Below are 21,274 nucleotides of genomic sequence, written 5' to 3' on the forward strand. Positions count from 1 at the left end.
GCCTCTCGGCCGGTCAGCGCACGGTCCGGACCGGCAGTGCCCCCTCGGCATACAGGCCGCGCGGGCGCTTCTTGTCGAACTTTTGCCGACCCCGGTTTTCGGCACCTCGGCGAGAAAAGCCCAGTGCGCGGGCAGCTGCCGGTCCACGAGCGCGAGGAAACCGTCCGGGGAGATCCTGCCGATGTCCCCGGTGCGCAACCAACCGTCGCGGAACTCCCCTGGCTCGACGATCCCGCCCTGGGGCGAATAGTAGGAACGGGCCACCCACGGGCCACGGACCTCCAGCTCGCCGACCCACCCACCATCGTCGGGCAGCACGCTGCCGTCCTCGGCCACGATCCGCGCCCGGGCACCCGCGTCGAACCCGGCGGCGAGGGTGATCGAGCCGCCGTATGCTCGTTCGTCATCGAGCAGGAACACCGGGCGATCCTCGTCGCGATCAGCGCCAGGGACGCCGACCTCGCCGACCCGCGCGGCAGGCACCACCTCGAACACGCACGAGACCGTCTGCTGGCACGCCCGGCCGGAGACCGCCTCCCGGCGGATGCCCCGGCCCGCCTGATCGGACCACCGCTCGGCGAAGACCCGGCCGGACGCGAAGGAGTCCTAGCTCCAGCGATTCGCGCGATTGCGCTCGCCCCGGTCGGTCACGGTTCGCCCCGGTCCCGGCCCGTCACCTGCGGGTGGCGCGCTCCTCGGCTTCCCGCCAGATGTGGCCCGCGACGGGCTGGTTCCCCTCCTCCACGAGATGGCCGACCAGCCCGATGGCGCGAGCCATCACGCCGAGGCCGCGCACGACGTGCAGCGGGACCTCCATGGCTGTGGCGACGGCGCCGATCGCGCCGGTGACGTTGACCGGCAGCACCTTGCCGGTGCGGGCCTCGGCGGCGACGCGCACCGCCCGCACGAGCCGTTCGTTGGCCGGGTCGATGCCGTGCCCGCGGGCGATGGCGAACAGCTTTTCGGCGCGCGGGTCGAGTGGTTTGTGCACGGGGTGCCCGATTCCCGGCACCGCGGCCCGGCGGTCCAGGAAGGACGCCACGATCCCGTCCGCGACCTTCTCCAGCGCGGCGTCGTCGGTACGCCAGGCAGTGTCGGTCGCGGCGGCCTCGGCGCAGTACCGCGCGGCGCCTTCCATGGTGCCGACGAACGTGGTGCCCAGTCCCAGCAGTCCGGCGGCGACGGCGCCCTGGAGGGATTCGGGCGCCCCGAGGTGGGTCAGCCGCGTGACGAGAGCGCTGGGGGTAAGGCCGTGTTCGACGAGGGCGACCACGAGGGCGTTGAACACGACCGACTGGTCCGGGTCGGGCAGCCGGCCGAACAGTTCGAGGTAGGCGAAGTCACCGAGGTTGACGGTACCGAGGACCTCCTCGCACAGGTTCTTGCCGTGCACCACCACGGTGTCGGCGGAGGACCAGGCGATGTCGGAGCGGACGGGGTCGCTGGCGGGCATGGGGTTCTCCATTCGGGGCGGATCAGGCGCCGGTGAGCAGGCGCGCGGCGGTGTCGCGCAGGAGGTCCTTGCGGATCTTGTCGCCGTTGGCGCTGGGCGTGGTCGGGAACTCGTCGAGGATGTGGATGCGGTAGGGCACCTTGAACCCGGCCAGGCCGGCCCGGCAGTGGTCGCGCAGTTCGGCTTCGGTGGTGGTGCGCCCGGGCCGCAGGGTCACGAACGCGACCGGTTGGTCGTCGCCGGTGCGGTCGTCGCGGACACCGACGAGCTGGGCCAGGTGAACGGCGGGGTGGCCGGTCAGGTGGGTTTCGACGTCGGCGGGGTTGACCAGGTAGCCCTTGAGGCGCATGGCGTCGCCGAGGCGGGAGTGGTAGCGGAACCCTCCGCCGGGCAGCAGGCTGCCCCGGTCGCCGGTGCGGTACCAGCCGTCGGCGGTGTGGGCGCGGGCAGTGGCCTCGGCGTCGGCGAGGTACCCGGTGAACAGGGTGGAACCGCTGAATTGCAGCTCACCTTCGGCTCCGGGGCCGAGCACCGCGCCAGTGTCCACATCGGATACCCGAACGCGCAGTCCGGGAGCGGTGGGGCGGCCGCCGGGGACGGCCCGCTGGGCGGCGTCGGCGGACACGGGCCAGGTCGCGGCGAAGGCGAAGATCTCCGACGACCCGTACACGTTGGTCGCGGTGATACCGGCGGCCGCCGCATCGCGGACGATGTCGTCGATGGCGACGCCCGCGGTCACCACGTGCCGCAGCGCGGGTGCGGCCGCGGTCAGCCGCGCATCGGCGAGCAGGTCGCGCAGGGGCCCCTCGGCGCAGGCGAGGAAGGTGATGCCGTGCCGCCGCAGCGCGTCCAGGACGCGCCCGGTCCGGTAGACGGGCAGCAGGGTCTGGGTGACGCCGCGGGTGAGCCCGGCGAGGAACGGGACGAACCCGAAAGTCCCGTTGAGGGGCAGGACCGACAGGGCGACCGCGGTGTCGTCGAGTGCGGCGGCATCGGCCGCGGCCGGCACGTGGCGGCTGACGGTGCGCTGCGTGTGGATCGCCAGTTTGGGCGCGGAGGTGGTACCGGAGGTGCCGAAGACGATCAGCGCGTCGTCCGGCTCCCCGGTCTCGGCGGGCGGATGCGCACCGCGTTCGGACAGCCGTGCGAACGGGACGCGTTCGAGGTGCGCGGGCGCGCCGGGCACGTCCTGGGCGTGCACGGGCACGAGGAGGCGCAGCGCGAGGTCCCCGCTGTGCCGCCACGCTTCGGTAAGTCGCGCGGCGAGCTCCACCGACTCGAATTCGGGGGCGACGACGAGCGCCTTGGCCTGGCTCGTGCGGAGCAGGTGGTGCAGTTCGGCACCGCGGTAACGCGTGTTCAACGGGACGACGAGCAGCCCCAGCCGGGCCGCGGCGAGGAACGCGATGACCCACTCGGTGCAGGTGGGCAGCAAGAACGCGATGGCGTCGCCGCGCCGGAGCCCGGCCGCGTGCAGGCCCGCGGCCACCCTGGCGCTGTCGTCGTCGAGCTCGGCGTAGGTCCTGGTGCGGCCGGCGTGGTAGGCCGACTCGTCGACGAGGGCCGGATGGCCGGGCCGGCCCCGGGCGGCCCGGGTGAACAGTTCGTGCACGGTGGCCGGTTGGTCGTCACGGTGACGTGGCAAGTCTGAACCTCCTGCTGGGCGTCATCGCCTTGTCGTGCTCAGCAGGCGCCGACGACCCCGAGTGCGTAGTCGGCGTACTGAGCGGCGATCTCGTCGCGGGTGAGGGGCCCGTCGCTGCGGTACCACTGCGCGACGCCAGAGCACATGGTCAGCACTGCTCGCGTCGCGCCGTGTCCGTGGGGTGTGGTGAACGCCCCGGTGCGAACGCCCTCGTCGACGATGTTCTCGAAGATGGATTCCAATCGGTCGCGGGCGACGACGAGCCGCTTGCGGTCGTCCTCGCCCAGATAGCGGAGTTCGGAGTGAGCGACCAGCGCTTCCAGCGGATGGTCGACGATGTAGCCGACGTAGGCGCCGACCGCGGTGTGCAGCCGCTCCGCGGGTGCGGTTCCCGCGGCCGACAGAGCCCACTCCACCGCGTTGAGGTGGTCGTAGTTGGCCTTCTTGAGCAGCTCCACGAGTAAGTCCGATTTGGACTGCGAGTAGTGGTAGACGTTGGAGGACACGACGCCGGCGCGCTTGGCGATGTCGCGCATCGACGCCCCGTGGAAGCCGCGTTCGGCGAAGGCTGCCAGGGTGGCGGCGAAGACGAGGTCCCGCGTATCCCGTGAGTTAGAACGATCGTTCATGTGCAGATACTCGGCACTTCTTCGCGATCTGTCAAGATCTCCCGCCAGAATCCCGATCAGTGTTGACGGCGGCGACAGTCTGCATCTAACTTCTGGGCACCTTGATTTGAACGACCGATCTAACCGCTTCCGCGGTGCGGCACGAGGCACCGCAGAGAGGGGGAACGGTGGCGGACGACCGCTTCCTCGAGGACTTCTCGCTCGGCGAGCAGACCCGAAGCCCCGAGTTCACGCTGGGGCCCGACGACCTGGACGCGTTCGCGGCGGTGTCCGGCGACCGGCACCCGATGCACCTGGCCGGCGGCGCGGACGAGCCCGTGGGACACGGCCCGCTCGGACTCGCCCGCTACTTCGGGACCGTCTACGACGAGGGCTCGATCGCCGCATCGGTCATCGCCCTGCTGGACACCCGCTGGAGCTACCGGGCGCCACTCCGCCTGGGCGTGCCCCTGCACTACACGACGACGATCACCCAGGTCCGGCGGACCAGCGCCGGCGACCGCGGAGTCGTCAACCGCTGGGTGGAGCTGCGCGACGACGCCGGTACCGTGGTCCAGGAGGGCAGCAGCGCGGTCCTGCTCCGCGCCCGCCACCACCGCGCTCCGGACACCGACGCCGTCTCCCACACTCCCCTCTCGGTGCGCTGGGCGCGGGCCGTGGCCAGCCGTGTCGAGAACGACGAGGTGTTCGCGGCCTCGACCGGGTTATTCGACGGCGCGATCGGCGTGGCCTCGGAGAACGACGCCGTCGTGCTGCGGGTCTACAAGGGACGCGTGATCGACGTCGGGACCCGCGTCCCGGCCGGCCCCACCTTCACGTTGCGGGGCACCGAGGTCGCCTGGGCTCGGCTGCTCACCGCGCCGGAGAACGACCTGCTCGTGCGCACGCACCGCGGCGAGTTCTGGGGCACCGGCAACACCTATGTCTACCTGCAGCTGACCGCCGCGCTGCACGCCATCGTCGACGCCGCCCGGAGCCTGCGGACCGGTCAGGCCGACCCCGAGGGGAGGTCTCGGTGACCACAGCCCCCGAGACAGCTGCTGCGCGCACATTGGCGACCGGCACCGCCCGGTACCTGGAGATCGACGGCCGCGTGGCCTACGTGGAGACCTACGGTTCCGGCACGCCGGTGTTGTGCGTGCACTCCGCGGGACAGAGCGGCGTGCAGTGGCGGGACACGGTCGGTGGGCTCGCCGAACGGGGCTGGCAGGCGGTCGTCGTCGACCTGCCCGGTCACGGCCGGTCGGAGCTGCCCGCGGCGGGACCCGTCACCGACCTCGGGGTGTACGCGCGATGGTGCGTCGACGTCGTTCACGCCCTCGAGCTGCGCCGCCCCCGCGTCGTTGGGTGTTCCATCGGCGGCAAGATCGCCCTCGACGTCGCCGCCCGCCTCGGCGCGGAGGCGTCCGGTCTGGTGGCCATGGCCGCCGACGCCCGAAACCGCGGCCAGAACGAACGCGCCCTGCGCCGCTCGCTCGCCGACGCGGTCTCCCCCAGCCGCTCCGACCGCACTTACCTCGGCACCATCGCCGCCTGCGGCTCCGCGGTGCCGATGGCCCGCCGCCGCCTCATCGCCGAGATGCACCGGCGGGAGGACCCGCAGGTCTCGCTCAGCGACCTCATCGGCTGGGCGCGGCACGACCTGCGCGACCGCCTGTCCGCGATCACTTGCCCCGCCCGGCTGGTCATCGGCGCCGACGACTTCTGGCTCGCCGACTCCACCGCCGAGGCCACGGCCGCGGCGATCCCGGACTGCGCGCTGACGGTGCTGGAGGGGATCGGGCACTACCCGATGGAGGAGATCCCCGGTTTCGCCGCCGTACTCGACGCCTGGCTGCGCGCCCAGAACACCTGACACCCCCGTCCGGCCGGGCCCGGCCGGGCCGGACGCACCGATGGCCAACGGAGGCCGACATGCCCGGTACCCCACTCGACCGCCCCTCCGCCCGTGACGCGCGAGGAGGCGTGCACGACCACTCGGACCGGCGCGGATTCCGCGCCACCCGCGGCGCCGCGATCGGCTTCGCGATCGACTGCTACGACATCTACCTGCCGGTGATCACCGTCGCGCCCGCTCTCGGTTTCTTCCTCGCGCAGGACGATGCCTCCCCCGCCACGATGGGGCTGATGAGCGGTCTCATCTTCGCCGCGACCCTGATCGGACGTCCGGTCGGCGCGGTGATCTTCGGTTCGGTGGCCGACACCCTCGGCCGCCGCCGCGCGACGCTGATCGCGATGTACGGTTGCGCGATCGGCACCGCCGTGCTGACCGTGCTGCCCGGCTACGACCACATCGGACTGGCCTCGGTGCTGCTGCTGGTATTGCTGCGCCTGGTCACCGGGGTGTTCCTCGGCGGCCAGTACACCGGTGCGGTGCCGTTGGCGATGGAAAGCAGCCCGGCCCGCAAACGCGGCCTCTACGGCGGCCTGATCACGATGGGCTTCCCGCTGGCCTTCTGCGTGGTCTCCGCGCTGACCTACCTCGTGATGAGCCTCGGCGGCGGCGCCGCCGGCAGCTTCTACCAGGTGTGGGGCTGGCGCATCCCGGTCGCGATCGGGGCGTTGCTGACCTTCGGGTTCGCCGTCTACTACGGGCGCACGGTCGACGAGTCACCCGTCTTCCGCGAAGCGCGCCAGGCGGTGCCGGGCCGCAAGCCGCGGCACCCCGCTCTGCAGCTGCTCAGCGGACAGGGCGCGAAGAGCCTGCGCCAGGTGTTCCTGATGATGACCGGCGTCTGGATCGTCTCCAACGCCACCTCCGCGTCCTTCCCCGTCACGCTGCGGGCACTGCCCGGAATCAGCAGCCAGCAGGGCACGCTCGTGATGGTCGTCGCGGAGCTCTCGCTGATCCTGGCCTATCCGCTGACCGGGGCGCTGAGCCAGCGCGTCGGCCGCCGCCCGGTGCTCATCGTGTGCGGGGTGCTCGCCGCGACGGCCGCTCCGCTGCTCTACCTCGCGATCGTGAGCTACACCGGTTCCTCGGTGCCGCTGCTGATCGTGCTGACGATGGCGCTGATGCTGACCTCGATCTGCTGTTTCGGGTGCACCGCGGCGTACCTGTCCGAGCGGTTCCCGACCCGGATGCGCGCCACCGGCTACGGCGTCGGCTACAGCGTCGCCGTGATCATCCCCTCGTTCTACGGCTTCTACGAATCCGGCCTGTCCGCCTTCATGACCGCCTCCCACACCACCACGGTCCTGTACGTCGTCGGCGGGATCCTGCTCGCCGTGGGCGCGGCACTGGGACCGGAGACCCGCAACGTCGATCTCGGCCCGGAGGCGCACCGATGAACCCACACCCCTTCGTGCGGGAGGACCGCTTCTTCGCCGGTGGCGAATGGCTGGCCCCGGCCTCCGGCGCGCACCTCGAGTCGATCGACCCCTCCACCGAGGAAGTCTGGGCCACCGTTCCCGACGGCGACGCCACCGACGTCGGCACCGCGGTCACCGCCGCGCGGTCCGCATTGGACGGACCGTGGTCGCGGCTGGCGCCCACCCGCCGCGGGCGGTTGCTGACCGACCTCGCGGCACTGGTCGAGCGCGACGCGGCGCGGCTCGGCGAACTGGAAAGCCGGGACAACGGGAAACCCCTGCGTGACACGGTGGGCGAGGTCAAGCGGGCGGCCGAATGGCTGCGGTACTACGGCGGTGCCGCGGACAAGATCCAGGGTGACGTGATCCCGTTCCGCGATCAGGCCCACGCCTACACCCGGCTGGAACCGGTCGGCGTGGTCGGGGCGATCACCCCGTGGAACTCCCCCATCAGCCTCTACTCGTGGAAGCTCGGGCCCGCGCTGGCGACCGGCAACACCGTCGTGCTCAAACCGGCCGAGTCGACCTCGGTGTCCGCGCTCGCGCTCGCCCGGCTGGTCGAGGAGGCCGGGATTCCCGCCGGGGTGGTCAACGTCGTGCCGGGGCGGGGCGCGACCGCGGGTGATGCGCTGACCGCGCATCCCGGCGTGGACAAGGTCTCCTTCACCGGCAGCTACGGCACCGCCCAGCGCATCATGCGCAACGCCGCCAACGGGCTCAAGCACGTCTCGTTCGAGTGCGGCGGGAAGTCCCCGCACCTGGTGTTCGCCGACGCCGATCTCGACCGGGCCGTCGCGGTCGCCACGCACAGCGCTTTCCGCTCCACCGGGCAGTCCTGTTCGTGCGGATCCCGCCTGCTCGTGCAGCGGACCGTCTACGACGAGGTGCTCGCGGCACTGGTCGCGCGGACATCCCGCATCCGGGTCGGTCCCGCTCTTGATCCCGCCACCCACATCGGGCCGCACACCTCGGCCGGGCAGCTGGCGAAGACACGAGCCTACATACAGCTGGGCCTCGACGAAGGCGGCCGCGTCGTCACCGGCGGCGGGCGCCCGGCCGGACTGGAACGCGGCTTCTACATCGAGCCGACGATCTTCGAGGGACTGGGCAACGGCTCCCGCCTGGCCCAGGAAGAGGTCTTCGGGCCGGTGCTCACCGTCATCCCGTTCGACACCGAGGACGAGGCCGTGGCGATCGCCAACGACACCACCTACGGCCTGGTCGGCGGGTTGTGGACCAGCGACATCGGCCGCGCCCACCGGGTCAGCGCCCGGATGCAGGCCGGGCTGGTCTCGGTCAACACCTTCCGCCCCACGCACTGGATGCTGCCCTACGGCGGTTACAAGCAGAGCGGCCTCGGCCGCGAGAACGGTTTCGACGCGCTGCGCGAGTACGTCGAGGTCAAGACCGTCGTCGTGGACTACGCCGACGAGGAACCCACCGACCCCTTCGCGCACTGACCGTCCGGAAAGGACCCGACATGACCGACACTCCCACGACCGTGGAGACCGACGTCCTGGTGGTAGGTGGGGGCAACGCCGGCTTCAGCGCCGCCCACAGCGCCCGGGAACGCGGGGTGCGGGTGCTGCTGCTGGAACGCGCCCCCGAAAACGAGGCGGGAGGCAATTCCTTCTACACCGCCGGCGCTTACCGGCTCGCGCACGCCGGCACCGACGACCTCGCCACGATCATCGCCGAAGGTGACCCCGCGCGGCTGAGCCGCACCGTCGTCCCGCCCTACCCGGCCGAGGCGTTCACCGCCGACATGGAACGCGTCACCGAGGGCCGTAATGACGACGCCCTGACCGAGGTGCTGGTGCGGGACAGCGCCGACGCCGCGCGGTGGCTGGCGGGCAAGGGCATCCGGTGGCGCCTGATGTACGAACGGCAGGCCTACGAGGACTCGGGCATCTACACCTTTTTCGGTGGTCTCGCGCTCGGGACCGTCGGTGGTGGCAAGGGCCTGATCGCCCAGCACACCGAAGCCGCCCGCGCGAGCGGAATCGAGGTCCGCTACGCCTCACAGGTCACCGCGCTGCACCGCGCCGACGATGGCGCCGTCACCGCGGTGACCGTGGCCGGGCCGCACGGCGAGTACCGGATCAACGCCGGCGCGATCGTGCTCGCCGCGGGCGGGTTCGAAGCCAACCCGCGGCTGCGTGCCCGTCACCTCGGTCCCGAGTGGGAGCAGGCGATGGTGCGCGGCACCCCGACCAACGACGGCCAGATCCTCGAACTGGCGCTCGGCATCGGCGCCGCGCCGCACGGGGACTACGGCACCTGTCACAGCGTCGCATGGGACGTCGGCGCCCCGCCCCGGGGCGGCGACCGGCACCTGACCAACCAGTACACGAGGCAGAGCTACCCGCTCGGCATCGTGGTCGACCGCGGCGGACGGCGGTTCGTCGACGAGGGCGCCGACTACCGCAACTACACCTACGCCAAGTACGGCCGCGAGATCCTGCGCCGCCCGGGCGGGATCGCGTGGCAGCTCTTCGACGCCACCACCCGCCCGATGCTGCGCACCGAGGAGTACGACAGCGAGCCGATCACCACCGCCACCGCCGACACCGTCGAGGATCTCGCCGCGAAACTCGGCATCGACCCCGACGGACTGCGCCGCACCGTCGAGGAGTTCAACGCCGCCATCGATCCGCGACCGTTCAACGCCGCGGTCAAGGACGAGCGCCGCGCCCGGGTCGATCCGCCCAAGTCGAACTGGGCGCTGGCGCTGGACACCCCGCCGTTCCACGGTTACGCGGTCAGCTGCGGCATCACGTTCACCTTCGGCGGCCTGCACATCACCACCGGCGCGCAGGTCCTGGACACCGCGGGCACACCGATCCCGGGCCTGTTCGCTGCGGGCGAGCTCGTCGGCGGGTTGTTCTCCGGAAACTACCCCGGCGGCACCGGCCTGACCTCCGGCACGGTCTTCGGGCGGCTCGCCGGAGCCGGGGCCACCGAGCGCGCGACGGTGGTGAGCGTCCGATGACGGGCACGGACTGGCTGCCGACGCAGGCGATGGTCTTCACCGGTGTCGGCGAGGACCTCGAACTCGCCGACGTGGAGGTGTCCGCACCGCAGCCGGGAGAGGTCCTGTTGTCGGTGGCAGCCTGCGGTGCCTGCCACAGCGACGTCCACAAGCTGCAGGGACATGGGCTGGTCCCGCCGCCGTGCGTGTTCGGGCACGAGCTCTCGGGCACCGTCGAACGGGTCGGCAGCGCCGTGCGGCACCTGCGCCCCGGCGACCGAGTGGTGTGCTCGTTCCTGGTGCCCTGCGGGGAATGCGTCGCCTGCCGCGACGGCGCCACCGACGAATGCGGTCCCTTCCGCGCCACCATGCAGCGCACGGGAGTGCGGTTCGACGGAACCCACCGCTACCGCCGGCGCACGGGCGACCCGCTGGGCGCCTCGGGGGTGGGTGGCCTGGCGCGGCGCGTCGCGCTTCCCGCCACGGCGGTCTTTCCCCTCCCCCACGACTGGCCCAGCCGGATCTCGCTGACCGATGCCGCCGTGCTCGGCTGCGCCGGCCTGACCGCATACGGCGCCGTGCACCGGGCCGCCGGGCTGGCCGAAGGCGAGCGGGCCGTGGTCATCGGCGCGGGCGGGGTCGGCCTGTGCGTGACCGCGCTCGCCGTGCACGCCGGCGCGGCAGCGGTCGTTGCCACCGACCTCAAACCCGAGGCTCGCGAGGCCGCCATCGGCTTCGGCGCCGCCGCGGCCCTCGACGGCGGCGCCTCCGATCTCGCCGGCCGGGCGCTCGCCGCACTCGGCGGCCCACCGCAGGTCGTGTTCGACACGATCGGCACACCCGGGACCCTCGACCAGGCTCAGCAGCTCGTCGGCGTGGGCGGCCGGATCGTGGTGACCGGGCTCGGCGGCACCTCCGGCCCCGGCCGCATCCCCGACCTCACGGTGTTCGTGCGGCGCAAGATCGCGCTCATCGGCTCCTACGCCGGTGTCCCGCGGGAGGACATGCCACACCTGCTGGCGGCCGTGGGCCGGGGAGCGCTGGACCCCGCGGCGCTCGTCTCGGCTCGCTTCCCGTTCCAGCGGGCCTCCGACGCCTACGCCGCCGTGGCCGGGCACGAGATCGTCGGGAGGGCGCTGATCGAGTACTAGCCGGGCGGGGTTTCCTCGGCGGGAGGTGAGCCGCTCAGAGCACGGATTCGGGGGTCTGCTCGAGCGGCTGCAGCCGGGTGATGGTGCCCAGCGCGGCGTAGGCGGGCCCGGCGAGGCGGGCGATCGGTGCCAGCCGCTCGGTCTCGATCTTGCCCTCGACCGCGAGACCGTCACGGATGTGAAAGAGGAGTACCTCCCCCACCAGGAACTCCGCGCCGGTGCGGCCGTATCGGGTGGCGGAGTGCAGGCGGCATTCGAGTGCGATCGCGGGGGCGAGCCGTGGTACGCGGATCCGTTCCGAGGCCAGGGTGGCCAGGCCCAGCACGGCGGTTCGCAACGACGTGCCGGCACGGACCTCGGCTCCGATGAACTCTTCCAGGCGTTCCTGCGTGTCCCCGCCTTCGGCGACGTCGTCGGCCAGTGCGCGCGGGATGACGATGACCCCGTCGTCGTCACCGACGAGGACGTCGCCGGGGAACACCGCGACGGAGCCACAGCCGACGGGTACGTCCTGGTCCACGACGCGCAGGAACGCGCGGCTGACGTTCGCGGTCGCCCCGGCCGAGTAGCACGGCAGGTCCACCGCGGACACCGCGGCGAGATCACGGATGCCGGCGTCGGTGACCAGTCACCGCGCCCCGCGCGCCCGCAGGCGTTCGACGAGGATGTCGCCGCCGGTGGTGGTCCGGGTCTCGCCGCGGCCATCGATCACCAGCACGCCCCCGGCGGGCGTCGATTCGATCACGTCGAACAGCGACAGGCCCGGCACCGGGCGCGAACCGGGCCACAGACCGTCGAGGTCTTCGCGCGAGGGGATGGTGCGCGCCGTCCACGCCGCCCCCACCATCCGGCGGCCGGGGGCGACCGGGGCGACGCCGGTGATGAACTGGTCACGCAATCCGCGGGAGAGCAGCCGGCTGGCGATCGTCGCGGTACTGACCGAACCGAGCAGGTCCGCGGTCCGGTCGGCAACGGGTTCCCAGTCGCTCATCGGGCCGCCTCCAGCAGCCCCCGGGACGAGGCCGCCGCCGGCATCCGCTGCTGCCCGGCGGACGAGAGCGGCACCCGCGGGGCACGCAGGCCGCCCGATGAGACCGGCCTGCGACATCAGCCATTTGACCGCCGTCGGGTTGGTCTCGGTGAGCACGACGTCGTTGGGGTCGAGCAACCGGTAGCGCAGGTCGCGCGCTTCGTCCCAGTCGCCCTCGGTGAACGCGTCGTCCAGGTGCGCGATCTCGGCCGGCACCAGGTTCGCGGTGACGCTGATGAACCCGGCACCCCCGATGGCGAGCAGGGGGAAACACAGGGCCTCGAGTCCGGAGTAGAGCAGGAATTCCGGCCCGGATTCGCGGAGGACGAAGTTGGCCTGCGCGAAGTCCGGGCTGGCTTCCTTCATCCCGATGATGGTGGGGATCTCACGCCAGAGCCGCCCGACGGTGGCGGGCGCCAGCTCCACTCCCGTCCGGGACGGAATGTCGGCTCCCCGCGGTCGTACCGGTTCGCACCCTACGACGGCGCGGGCTTCCACGGGGTCCTGCGGGATTCGGACTGGCCGCACATGGGCACGGGCGGGACCCCGTTCAGCTCGGCCCCGGCGACGCGGTGCTCCCGCCCGCCCGCGTCGGTGACCACGACCGCCTCCGCGCGGCGCTCGATCTCCTCGCCGCCGAGACGACGACGGAACGCCCCGGCCGGGACGCGGCGGTCTCCGGTCTGCTCGATCTGCTGCTCGTCCACCTGATCCGCGCCCGGCTCGACGACCACGGACACCCGGGCTGGTCCCCGTCCTGCGGGATTCGGCCGCGGAGTCCGGCCTCTCCCGCACCACGCTCATCCGGAAGTTCACGGGTCTGGCCGGTGAGGCCCCATGACCTACCTGACGCAGTGGCGGATGACGCTCGCCGCCCGGCTGCAGCGCGAGAGCAACCTCGGGCTGGAAGCCGTCGCGCGGCGCCGTTCGCGTTCTCGCACGCGTTCAAGCGCGAGTTCGGCGTCGCACCCGGCCGGTATCGCGAGGACCGTGCCGTCGCGGCATCGGGGACAGTCCACTGAGGTCACCCGTGCGGGATGGGCCCACGCCGGTCATTCGAGCGAAGCCGTGGCCGTGCGCAGTTCCCGCAGGGCGGCCAGCGCGTGGGGCGCGAGCCCTTCTTCGTCGTCGCGGTCGGCTTCGGACCACTGGGCGTAGCCCCGTTTGAACGCGAGGACGCCCAGTTCGGCCGCGAGGTGCGCGACGGGGTCGGGGACGCCGCGGGCGGCGAGGGCGGCGGTCATGGCCGCCGCCAGGCCGACATTCTTGAGGGCGTCGCGTTCCTGGAGCTCGGTACTGGCGGCCACGGCCGCTTTCAGGCGGGGCCCGAGTTCGCGGTTCGCCGGCCCCATGGTGGCGGAGGCGCGTTCGAGACCGGCGGCGACCGCGTCGAGCGGCGTGGCGTTCGCGGGTGCCTCGGTGATCCCCTCGGCGAGCAACCGGCTCAAGGTCTCCTGACCGGCGACCAGCAGTTCACGCTTGTCGGCGAAGTGCCGGAAGAACGTGCTCTTGGTGACGCCGGCGCGATCGGCGATCTGCGCCACGGTGGTCGCGTCGTAGCCCTGTTCGGTGAACAGGTCGACGGCCGCGACGACGAGCCGCTGCGTGGTCTCCGGTTGCCATCTGGCCATGCGTCGATGATAAGTGATGAGACAAAGGTCCCGTCGGTGTGTATGGTGATGGGACAAAGGTCCCGTCACTGGAAGGAGAACTCTCGTGCACGTTTTCGTCACCGGCGGTACCGGCACCATCGGCTCCGCGGTCGTCGCCGAGCTGATCGAGACCGGTCACACCGTGCTCGCACTGGCCCGCTCGGACAAGTCCGCCCAGGCCCTCACCGACGCCGGTGCCGAGGTGCTGCGCGGACAGCTGGCCGACCTCGACGTCCTGCGGACCGGCGCCGCGCGGTCCGACGGCGTGATCAGCCTGGCGTTCGGCAGCGACTACAGCACCGAGGACGCTCTCGCCCGGTCGATCGTGGAAGAGAGCGCCGCGATGACGGCGCTGGGTGAGGAACTGGCCGGCAGCGACCGCCCGATCGTCACCGTCTCGGGCACGCCGTGGGTGCCGGGCCGGACCGCGACCGAAGCCGATCCGCTGCCCGTCGAGGGGCCCGTGGGCGGCCGCGGCCGCTCGGTCAACGCGCTGCTGGCGCTGGCCTCGCGCGGGGTCCGCGCGACCGCTGTCCGGATGCCGCGCACGGTCCACAACGAGGGCACCGGCGGGTTCGCCGGCCTGCTGACGATTCAGGCGCGCCGGGCCGGTGTGGCCGGCTACCCCGGCGACGGCACCCAGCGCTGGCCCGCGGTGCACGCCCGCGACGCTGCGGTGCTGTTCCGGCTGGCCCTGGAGTCGGCACCGGCCGGAACGGCCTGGCACGCGGTGGCCGACGAGGGCGACGCGGTCCGCGACATCGCCGCCGTGATCGGCAGGCGCCTCGGCCTGCCGGTCGAGCCGGTGCCACAGGAGAACTTCGGCCCGTTCGGCCCGATCTTCGCCCTGGACCAGCCCGCCTCCAGCGCCCACACCCGCGAGGCCCTGGGCTGGCGGCCCACCCGCCCCAGCCTTCTCCAGGACCTGGAAAACATCCAGCCGTGAGCGCCCGCCGCACCACCGGAGCCGCCCGGTGACCGCCGGCCTCGATCCCGAACTCGCCACCGCGCTGGCCGCCGTTCCCCGTCAGCCCAACGGATCCCTGCTGGATCTGACCGACATTCCCGCGCTGCGCAAGGTTCTCGACGACGCGGCCGCGCACCACGCGGGCCCCCAGCCGGATCCGCGGGTCGCGGTGACCACGCGCACCGTGACCCGGCCCGACACCACCCACGCTCGACATCGTCGTGTTCCGCCCACGGAACGCGCCGGGCGGCGGGGCATCGATCCGGCCCGGATCGGCATCGCCGGGGCCAGCGGCGGCGGAGCGCCCGCCGCCCGCTACGACGTCTTCCGCGACGAGGACATCGCCTTCGCCGCACGGCTCATGGCCGCCGACGTCCCCGTCGAACTGCACGTCTACCCGCATGCCTTCCACGCCCGGGACCGCTTCGCACCCGGCGCCTGCACGGCGGGAAAAGTGGATGAGCACCCGGCGCAGGCGGGGCGCTTTCGCGGTCAGGGGCGGGTGGTGGCGATCAACCCGGTGAGCAGCGGCGACCACCGGGGGTCGGAGAGCCGGACATGCCGCAGCGCGGGATGCTCGGCGATGATCGCGGCGGAGCGCGCGTGGTACTCCGACGTGGCCGCGAGCAGCGCACTGGCGTCGCGGCGGCGCAGGGCGGTGATCATCGCCGCGCGAACGCCGGCCAGCCCGGCGGTCTGCGACGCGAGATCGCCGGGCTCGTCCACCGCGATCTGCGTGGTCACGGCCACCACGATGTGGTCGAGTGTGGCGCTGAGCGCGGACAGCAGCGGGTCGTGGGCGCAGGCGACGAATGCCTGCAGGAAGGACTCCACGGCGGCGCCCAGCTGCACCCACCGTCCCCCGCCCTGCGCCGAGATCGCCGTCACCGCATCGTCGAAGGCGTCGATGTCGGTCTCGTCGGCGGTGTCCACCGCCCTGGTGGCCGCGTACTGGTGCAGCACGCCGGAGAGCCGGACCACGTCGGCGAGCCCGGTGCGCTCGAAGCGCAGCAGGCGCCCGACCGACTGACCGACGAGCCCGGAGGTCGAGGCCGTCACGAACGCGCCGCTGCCGTGCCGGACCTCGACCATGCCCATCAGGCTCAGCGCCCGCACCGACTCGCGCACCGTGTTGACGCTGACGCCGTAGGCCGCCGCGAGTTCACGCTCGGTGGGAAGCCGTTCCCCCCGGGCGAACTCACCGAGGAGGATGCGGTCCTGCAGGTCGGCGAAGATCTGCTCGGACGCCCTCGGCCGGGACAGGTGAGCGCCCTGGGGCGAGGCTGGGGTCACGCTCCGAACCTAATGCTCCGCCCGCTGCGGATGCCACCCGGCCCGCTCACCCGGCGGTACGCCGTCGCGCAGTGCGCCCGCCACCAGTTCGTAGAGCTGGGTCGCCTCGGCCTCGAACAGCCCGGCGAGATTGCCGAAACCATGTGGCATGCCGGGAAACTCCACCAGCCGCACGGACGTGCCGCCCGCCTGGAACCGCGTCGCGAGCCGTCGCGCCTGCGGGGCGAAGGGATCCAGTTGCGACGTGACCACCAGCGCGGGCGGGCCGGCGAGCCGCTCCGCGCGCAGCGGGCTCAGCCGGGGATCGGCGGGATCCGCGGAGCCGGCGTAGAGGCGGGCTATCCAGGACAGTCTCTCGTTGTCGGCGGTCACGTCGACGACGTCGGCGACGTCCGGCTCCACCGCGGCGAGGTCGTCGACGAGGTCGAAAACACCGCCGAGGAGCAGCTGTGCCCGCAGCGGAACGCTCGTGCCACCGGCGACGACCGCGGCGATGTTCGCCCCCGCGCTGTCGCCACCGATGCTGACGGAGCCGGGGTCGCCACCGTGCGCCGCGGCTCCTGACGCGGCAACCCATTCCAGTGCGGTCACGGCGTCCTCGACCGCGGCCGGGAACGGGTGCTCGGGCGCGAGCCGGTAGTCCACCGACACCACGACGGCGGGTGCTCGCGCGGCGATCTCACGGCAGGCGACGTCGGCGGTCTCGAGGTCGCCCCGCAGGAACGCACCGCCGTGCAGATACACCAGCACCGGATGGCCCGCCGACCGGTCCGGCCGGTAGATCCGCACGGCGCCGCCGTCGATCCGCAGGTCGCGGACCTCGGCGAGGGGGCGCCGGGGTCCCGCGTTGCGGAGGTGCCCGGCCATCGCCGACCGGAAGCGCGGCAGGTCGCCGTCGAGTTGCGGATGGGCCTGTGCGGCAGCGAGGAACCGGACCACTCGCTCGTCGATGTCGATCATGCGCTCACCGGGACGGAGACGGTGTGGGTCTCGGGACGCAGGCGCAGGCGGGTGGCGGCGACCAGTCCGAGGGCGCACGCGGCGGCGATGTAGACCGAGACGGCCAGTGGCCCGCCCGTCCGGATCACCAGCACCTGGGCCACGAACGGGGCCGCGCCACCCCCGAGCACGCTCCCGATGTTGAACGCCAGCGAACTGCCGGTGAACCGCCACGCAGGGGCGAAGCGCGGTCCGGTCAGCGCGGGCTCGACCGCGAACATCGCCACCACCACGGCGGTGCTCACCACGACCGCGAGGAACATCGCCACCGGCGGACCGGCGTCGAGCAGCGGGAAGTAGGCGAACCCGAACACCGCGGTGAGCACCGCGCCGGCCTGCCACACCCGGGCCGGGCCGACGCGGTCGGCGAGCAGCCCGTAGAGCGGCGTGGTGATGACGGCGACGAGCGCACCCGCGGAGACGGCCACCGTCACCAGCAGCGGTGGGTGCGCGCCGCCGGCGGTCGCGTAGGCCGTGACGAACGAGGTGAACACGAACAGCGGCACCCCGGATCCGGCCTTGAGCAGGATCGTGAGACCCAGCGTGCCGCGTTGGTGGCGCAGCACCGCCCGCAGCGGGTTCTTCTCCACCGCACCGGCCGCCCGCAGCTCCTCGAAGGCTGGGGTTTCCGCGACCCGGGTCCGCACCCAGAACCCGACCGCGATGAGCACCCCGCTGGCCAGGAACGGGATGCGCCAGCCCCAGGCCAGGAAGTCCGCCCGCGGCAGCAGTGTGAGCAGCGCCAGCGCGGACAGATTGGCGAGCAGGAATCCCAGATGCGCGGCGGCCTGCGGGAAACTGCCGCGGAACGCGGTGCGACGGCGGCCGCCGGACTCCATCGCCAGGAGCACGGCCCCGCCCCATTCGCCGCCGAAGCCGAACCCCTGGACCGCCCGCAGCAGCACGAGCAGGACCGGGGCCGCCACGCCGAGCGTGTCGTAACCGGGCAGGAAGCCGCAGCCCACGGTGCCGATGGTCACCAGTACCAGCGTGAGCAGCATCGTCTTCTTGCGGCCGATCCGGTCGCCGAGGTGGCCGAAGACGATCCCGCCGACGGGGCGGGCGACGAATCCGGCGAAATAGGTTCCGAAGGCGGCCAGCACCGCGAGGTCACCGGCCTGCGCGGAGAAGAACACCGTGGGGAACACCAGAACACCGAAGATCGCGTAGAGCAGCAGGTCGTATCCCTCGACGATGGCGCCGGCCGTGCTACCGGCGACCGCCCTGCGCGCTGTTCCGCTCCGTGCCTCCATGGCAACGCCTTCCGCTCGGCACTGAGACAATGAGTGACTCAGTGAATTTAGGGAGCGCGATCGTGCGATGTCAAGATGCCGGTGCCGCACGCGTCTTCCCGGTCGCGTCCGCGGACTCCGGTTCCGTGAGCGGAATCGACCTCCCCGTCGACGCGGTGGCGGGGGTCCGGTCTTCCGGGGTCCTCGCAGGGCCTCCTGAGACCGGGAGCAACCGCCCTACCGTCGAGGCATGGACATCACCTCCCGCACCGTCTTCATCGCCGGCGCCACCTCGGGCATCGGCCTCGAGCTGGCCCGCCGGTTCCGCGCCGCCGGCAGCACCGTGATCGTCGGCGGCCGTCGCACCGGCCTGCTGGCAGACCTCGCAGGCGAAGGACTCACCACCGTCGAGATCGACGTCGCCGACGCCACGTCGGTGACCCAGGCACGGGACGAGGTCCTGCGAGCCCATCCCGGCGTCGATACCGTGATCACCATGGCGGGCACCGGGGCGGAGGAGGACCTGCACGACCCCGCCCACTTCGGCACGGCCGAAACGATCATCGCGGTCAACGTCCTGGGCACCATCCGGGTGATCGACGCGTTCACGCCGCACCTGCTCACGCGTGGGAGCGGCACGATCGTCACGGTCAGCTCCGGGATCGGCTTCCTCCCCTTCCCGCTCATGCCCACATACGGAGCGTCCAAGGCCGCGGTGCACGCCTACACCGAGTCGCTGCGAGCACAGCTGTCCGGCACCGGTGTCGAGGTCGCCGAGCTCGTCCCGCCTGCGGTCGCGACCACCATCGGCGGCAGCAACCCGCACGCTCTCGCCCTCGACGCCTACGGTGCCGAGGTGATGGACCTGCTCGCGCAGGACCCGACGCCGCGCGAAGTCCTCGTGCAGGGGGTGCTCATGCACCGGTGGGCGGAACGCGACGGAACCTACGATGAACTGGTGGCGCAACGCTCGCGGGCACTGTCGACCCTGCCCGGCCGCTCCTCCCGGGCCGACGCCCTGACATGACCGGGAACGAGGACGGGAACCGGCTCGGCGCCTACCTGCGTGCCCGCCGCGGTCTCGTCACGCCCGAGCAGGCCGGCATCCCGGCGGGCGGAACCCGCCGGGTGCCCGGCCTGCGCCGCGAGGAACTCGCGATGCTCGCCGGGATCAGTGCCGACTACTACCTGCGCCTCGAACGCGGCCGCGACACCCGTCCCTCGCCGCAGGTGCTCGACGCGCTCGCCCGCGTGCTGCGCCTCGACGAGGTCGAACGCGACTACCTGCACAGCCTGGCCGCGCCTCGTGCGCGCAGCCGCCGGCCCCGGACGGCCGAGCACGTGCCGGCCCGCCTGCACCACCTGCTCGCGGCGGTCGGGGTGCCGGCGTTCGTGGAAGGCCGGGCCTTCGACGTCCTCGCGGCCAACGAACGGGCGACCGCGTTCTCGCCGCGCCTGCGCCCGGGCGAGAACCGCCTGCGCTCGCTGCTGCTGGACCCGGAGGAGCAGGCGTTCCACCAGGACTGGGCGGCGGCCGCGTCGGGGTTCGTCGCCGCGTTGCGGGATTCGATCGGCGCCGACGTCGATCACCCCAGGTTCGTGGAGCTCGTCGGCGAACTGTCGCTGACCAGCGGGCGGTTCCGGGAGCTGTGGGCCCGGCACGACGTCCGGGCGCTCACGGGCGGCACCACGACCGTCGACCATCCCGTCCTGGGCCGGCTGCACCTGCATCGCGACAAACTGCCCGTGGACGGGCTCCTGCTCGTGCTCTACTACGCCGACGCGGGCAGCGACAGCGCCGACAAGCTCGCCCTGCTGGCTTCGCTGATCGAACCCGGCACCGCGAACGGCTGACGTCCGGAACGCTCTCCGCGGCCACTCCCCCATCACCCTCCGGGCCCGCCCGTGAGGACGAACGCCGCCGGAAATGCATCAACTGCGTGACGATCGTTGCGATAGGCTTATATCTGCGCTGGGCAGCCCACGGAAAGGACATCGGCGATGTCGACCACGACCGGCCGGATACTGGTGACCGGAGCGACCGGACAGCAAGGAGGCGCGGTGACGCGGGCGCTGACCGCCGCGGGCGTCCCGGTGCGGGCGCTGGTGCGCGATCCCGGCTCGGACCGCGCACGCGCACTGGCCGCGAACGACGTCGAACTCGTCCGAGGTGATCTGCTCGATCCGGCGACGGTGTCGGCGGCCCTCGGCGGCGACGTCCGCGGCGTCTTTTCGGTACAGACGCCGGACATGCGCGATCCCTCCGGCGACGCGGAACTCGTGCAGGGCAGGAATCTCATCGAGGCCGCCCGCGCCGCCGGGATCAGGCAGTTCGTGCACACCTCGGTGGGCGGAGCCGACCAGCACCGGGACGCCCCCGGCTGGGCCGAGGGCCGCTGGAAGATCCTGGAGCACTACTACGAAACCAAGTCCGCGCTGCAGCACCTGGTGCGCACAGCCGGTTTCGAGCGCTGGACGCTGCTCAAACCGGGCTTTTTCATGGAGAACTTCCTGCCGCCCTCGTTCCTGCTGCCGCAGGGTCTCGACGGCGGCCTGATCACCGTCATCCGGCCGGACACGGAGCTCGCGATGGTGGCGGTGGCAGACATCGGCGCCGCCGGTGCCGCGGCGTTCCTGGCACCGGAGGCGTTCCACCAGGTGGAGCTGGAACTGGCCGGCGAACGGGTCACGGTGGCCCGGGCCGCGAAGGTCCTGTCCGAATCGCTCGGGGTGGAGCTCACCGCGCCGGAGATGTCCTTCGACGAGGCCGTGGCCGCGGGAATGCCGGAGTTCGCCGGCATGCACGAATGGCACAACACCGTCAGCCAGCCCGCGCGGCCGGAAACCGCCCGGGCGCTGGGCATCCCCGTGACCTCGTTCCGTGCCTGGGTCGACGCCCACCGGGACCAGCTCCGCGCCGCCTCGTCGGGAGTGTGATGC

The 21,274-nt window shown here is 72.4% G+C and carries 18 protein-coding genes and 2 pseudogenes; 11 read left to right on the forward strand and 9 right to left on the reverse strand.

Annotated elements, in window-relative coordinates:
• Positions 1–13: 13 nt before the first annotated feature.
• The 4 genes and pseudogenes from HNR02_RS28335 to HNR02_RS28350 form a co-directional block, all read right to left on the reverse strand.
• Positions 14–363 (reverse strand): annotated as a pseudogene (locus HNR02_RS28335) (hypothetical protein); the annotation flags it as partial.
• Between the two features lie 310 nt (positions 364–673).
• Entirely contained in the window at positions 674–1,453 is a 780-nt protein-coding gene (locus tag HNR02_RS28340) for a citryl-CoA lyase (RefSeq protein WP_179776618.1), read from the reverse strand.
• Positions 1,454–1,475: 22 nt separating this feature from the next.
• A complete protein-coding gene (locus HNR02_RS28345) occupies positions 1,476–3,098 on the reverse strand; it encodes an AMP-binding protein (protein ID WP_179776620.1) in 1,623 nt (540 codons plus the stop codon).
• Positions 3,099–3,136: 38 nt separating this feature from the next.
• Positions 3,137–3,727: a TetR/AcrR family transcriptional regulator gene (locus HNR02_RS28350; protein ID WP_179776621.1), complete on the reverse strand. Its 591-nt coding sequence runs from the start codon at positions 3,725–3,727 to the stop codon at positions 3,137–3,139.
• 167 nt (positions 3,728–3,894) lie between these two features.
• On the opposite strand from HNR02_RS28350, the gene HNR02_RS35795 reads away from it, so the two are divergent.
• Genes HNR02_RS35795 through HNR02_RS28375 form a run of 6 tightly spaced genes read left to right on the forward strand, consistent with a single transcriptional unit; the run spans position 3,895 to position 11,161 of the window.
• The gene (locus HNR02_RS35795) at positions 3,895–4,746 is read left to right on the forward strand and encodes a MaoC family dehydratase (RefSeq protein WP_246339298.1); all 852 of its coding nucleotides are present in this window, start codon (positions 3,895–3,897) and stop codon (positions 4,744–4,746) included.
• A complete protein-coding gene (locus tag HNR02_RS35800; RefSeq protein ID WP_312861198.1) occupies positions 4,743–5,582 on the forward strand; it encodes an alpha/beta fold hydrolase in 840 nt (279 codons plus the stop codon). The genes HNR02_RS35795 and HNR02_RS35800 overlap by 4 nt, the downstream gene beginning before the upstream one ends.
• Positions 5,583–5,641: 59 nt before the next feature.
• Positions 5,642–7,018 (forward strand): MFS transporter, encoded by a 1,377-nt coding sequence (locus tag HNR02_RS28360; protein WP_179776623.1) that lies wholly within the window; start codon positions 5,642–5,644, stop codon positions 7,016–7,018.
• Positions 7,015–8,499, forward strand: coding sequence for an aldehyde dehydrogenase (locus tag HNR02_RS28365; RefSeq protein ID WP_179776625.1), 1,485 nt, complete (start codon positions 7,015–7,017; stop codon positions 8,497–8,499). The genes HNR02_RS28360 and HNR02_RS28365 overlap by 4 nt, the downstream gene beginning before the upstream one ends.
• A gap of 20 nt (positions 8,500–8,519) precedes the next feature.
• On the forward strand, positions 8,520–10,031 hold the full coding sequence (gene tcuA / locus HNR02_RS28370; protein WP_179776626.1) for an FAD-dependent tricarballylate dehydrogenase TcuA: 1,512 nt from the start codon (positions 8,520–8,522) through the stop codon (positions 10,029–10,031).
• A complete protein-coding gene (locus HNR02_RS28375; RefSeq protein ID WP_179776628.1) occupies positions 10,028–11,161 on the forward strand; it encodes an alcohol dehydrogenase catalytic domain-containing protein in 1,134 nt (377 codons plus the stop codon). The genes tcuA and HNR02_RS28375 overlap by 4 nt, the downstream gene beginning before the upstream one ends.
• Before the next feature lie 34 nt (positions 11,162–11,195).
• Here HNR02_RS28375 and HNR02_RS35805 read toward each other — a convergent pair.
• Positions 11,196–12,719: pseudogene (locus tag HNR02_RS35805) on the reverse strand (dihydrodipicolinate synthase family protein).
• 44 nt (positions 12,720–12,763) lie between these two features.
• Between HNR02_RS35805 and HNR02_RS28390 the strand changes: the two are divergent.
• Positions 12,764–13,213 carry a cupin domain-containing protein gene (locus tag HNR02_RS28390; RefSeq protein ID WP_312861199.1) on the forward strand — a complete coding sequence of 150 codons (450 nt, stop codon included), beginning with the start codon at positions 12,764–12,766 and terminating at the stop codon, positions 13,211–13,213.
• A 30-nt stretch (positions 13,214–13,243) separates the two neighbouring features.
• Here the strand turns inward: HNR02_RS28390 and HNR02_RS28395 are convergent, their stop codons facing one another.
• On the reverse strand, positions 13,244–13,822 hold the full coding sequence (locus tag HNR02_RS28395; protein WP_179776632.1) for a TetR/AcrR family transcriptional regulator: 579 nt from the start codon (positions 13,820–13,822) through the stop codon (positions 13,244–13,246).
• 85 nt (positions 13,823–13,907) lie between these two features.
• Here HNR02_RS28395 and HNR02_RS28400 point away from each other — a divergent pair, with 85 nt between their 5' ends.
• Complete coding sequence (locus HNR02_RS28400; protein WP_179776633.1) at positions 13,908–14,789, forward strand: SDR family oxidoreductase; 882 nt, start codon at positions 13,908–13,910, stop codon at positions 14,787–14,789.
• A gap of 513 nt (positions 14,790–15,302) precedes the next feature.
• Here HNR02_RS28400 and HNR02_RS35810 read toward each other — a convergent pair.
• From HNR02_RS35810 to HNR02_RS28420, 3 genes are read right to left on the reverse strand one after another with little or no spacing between them, the layout of a single operon-like run.
• The gene (locus HNR02_RS35810) at positions 15,303–16,103 is read right to left on the reverse strand and encodes a FadR/GntR family transcriptional regulator (protein ID WP_179776634.1); all 801 of its coding nucleotides are present in this window, start codon (positions 16,101–16,103) and stop codon (positions 15,303–15,305) included.
• Positions 16,104–16,112: 9 nt separating this feature from the next.
• Positions 16,113–17,063 carry an alpha/beta hydrolase gene (locus HNR02_RS28415; protein ID WP_179776636.1) on the reverse strand — a complete coding sequence of 317 codons (951 nt, stop codon included), beginning with the start codon at positions 17,061–17,063 and terminating at the stop codon, positions 16,113–16,115.
• Positions 17,060–18,355 (reverse strand): MFS transporter, encoded by a 1,296-nt coding sequence (locus tag HNR02_RS28420; protein WP_179776638.1) that lies wholly within the window; start codon positions 18,353–18,355, stop codon positions 17,060–17,062. The genes HNR02_RS28415 and HNR02_RS28420 overlap by 4 nt, the downstream gene beginning before the upstream one ends.
• Positions 18,356–18,584: 229 nt before the next feature.
• Here HNR02_RS28420 and HNR02_RS28425 point away from each other — a divergent pair, with 229 nt between their 5' ends.
• From HNR02_RS28425 to HNR02_RS28435, 3 genes are all read left to right on the forward strand, one after another.
• Entirely contained in the window at positions 18,585–19,361 is a 777-nt protein-coding gene (locus tag HNR02_RS28425) for an SDR family oxidoreductase (RefSeq protein ID WP_179776639.1), read from the forward strand.
• On the forward strand, positions 19,358–20,188 hold the full coding sequence (locus HNR02_RS28430; RefSeq protein ID WP_179776640.1) for a helix-turn-helix transcriptional regulator: 831 nt from the start codon (positions 19,358–19,360) through the stop codon (positions 20,186–20,188). The genes HNR02_RS28425 and HNR02_RS28430 overlap by 4 nt, the downstream gene beginning before the upstream one ends.
• A gap of 147 nt (positions 20,189–20,335) precedes the next feature.
• A complete protein-coding gene (locus tag HNR02_RS28435; protein WP_179776642.1) occupies positions 20,336–21,271 on the forward strand; it encodes an NmrA family NAD(P)-binding protein in 936 nt (311 codons plus the stop codon).
• Positions 21,272–21,274 lie beyond the last annotated feature (3 nt).

The sequence above is a fragment of the Amycolatopsis endophytica genome, assembly GCF_013410405.1.
Classification (GTDB): Bacteria; Actinomycetota; Actinomycetes; order Mycobacteriales; family Pseudonocardiaceae; genus Amycolatopsis_E; species Amycolatopsis_E endophytica.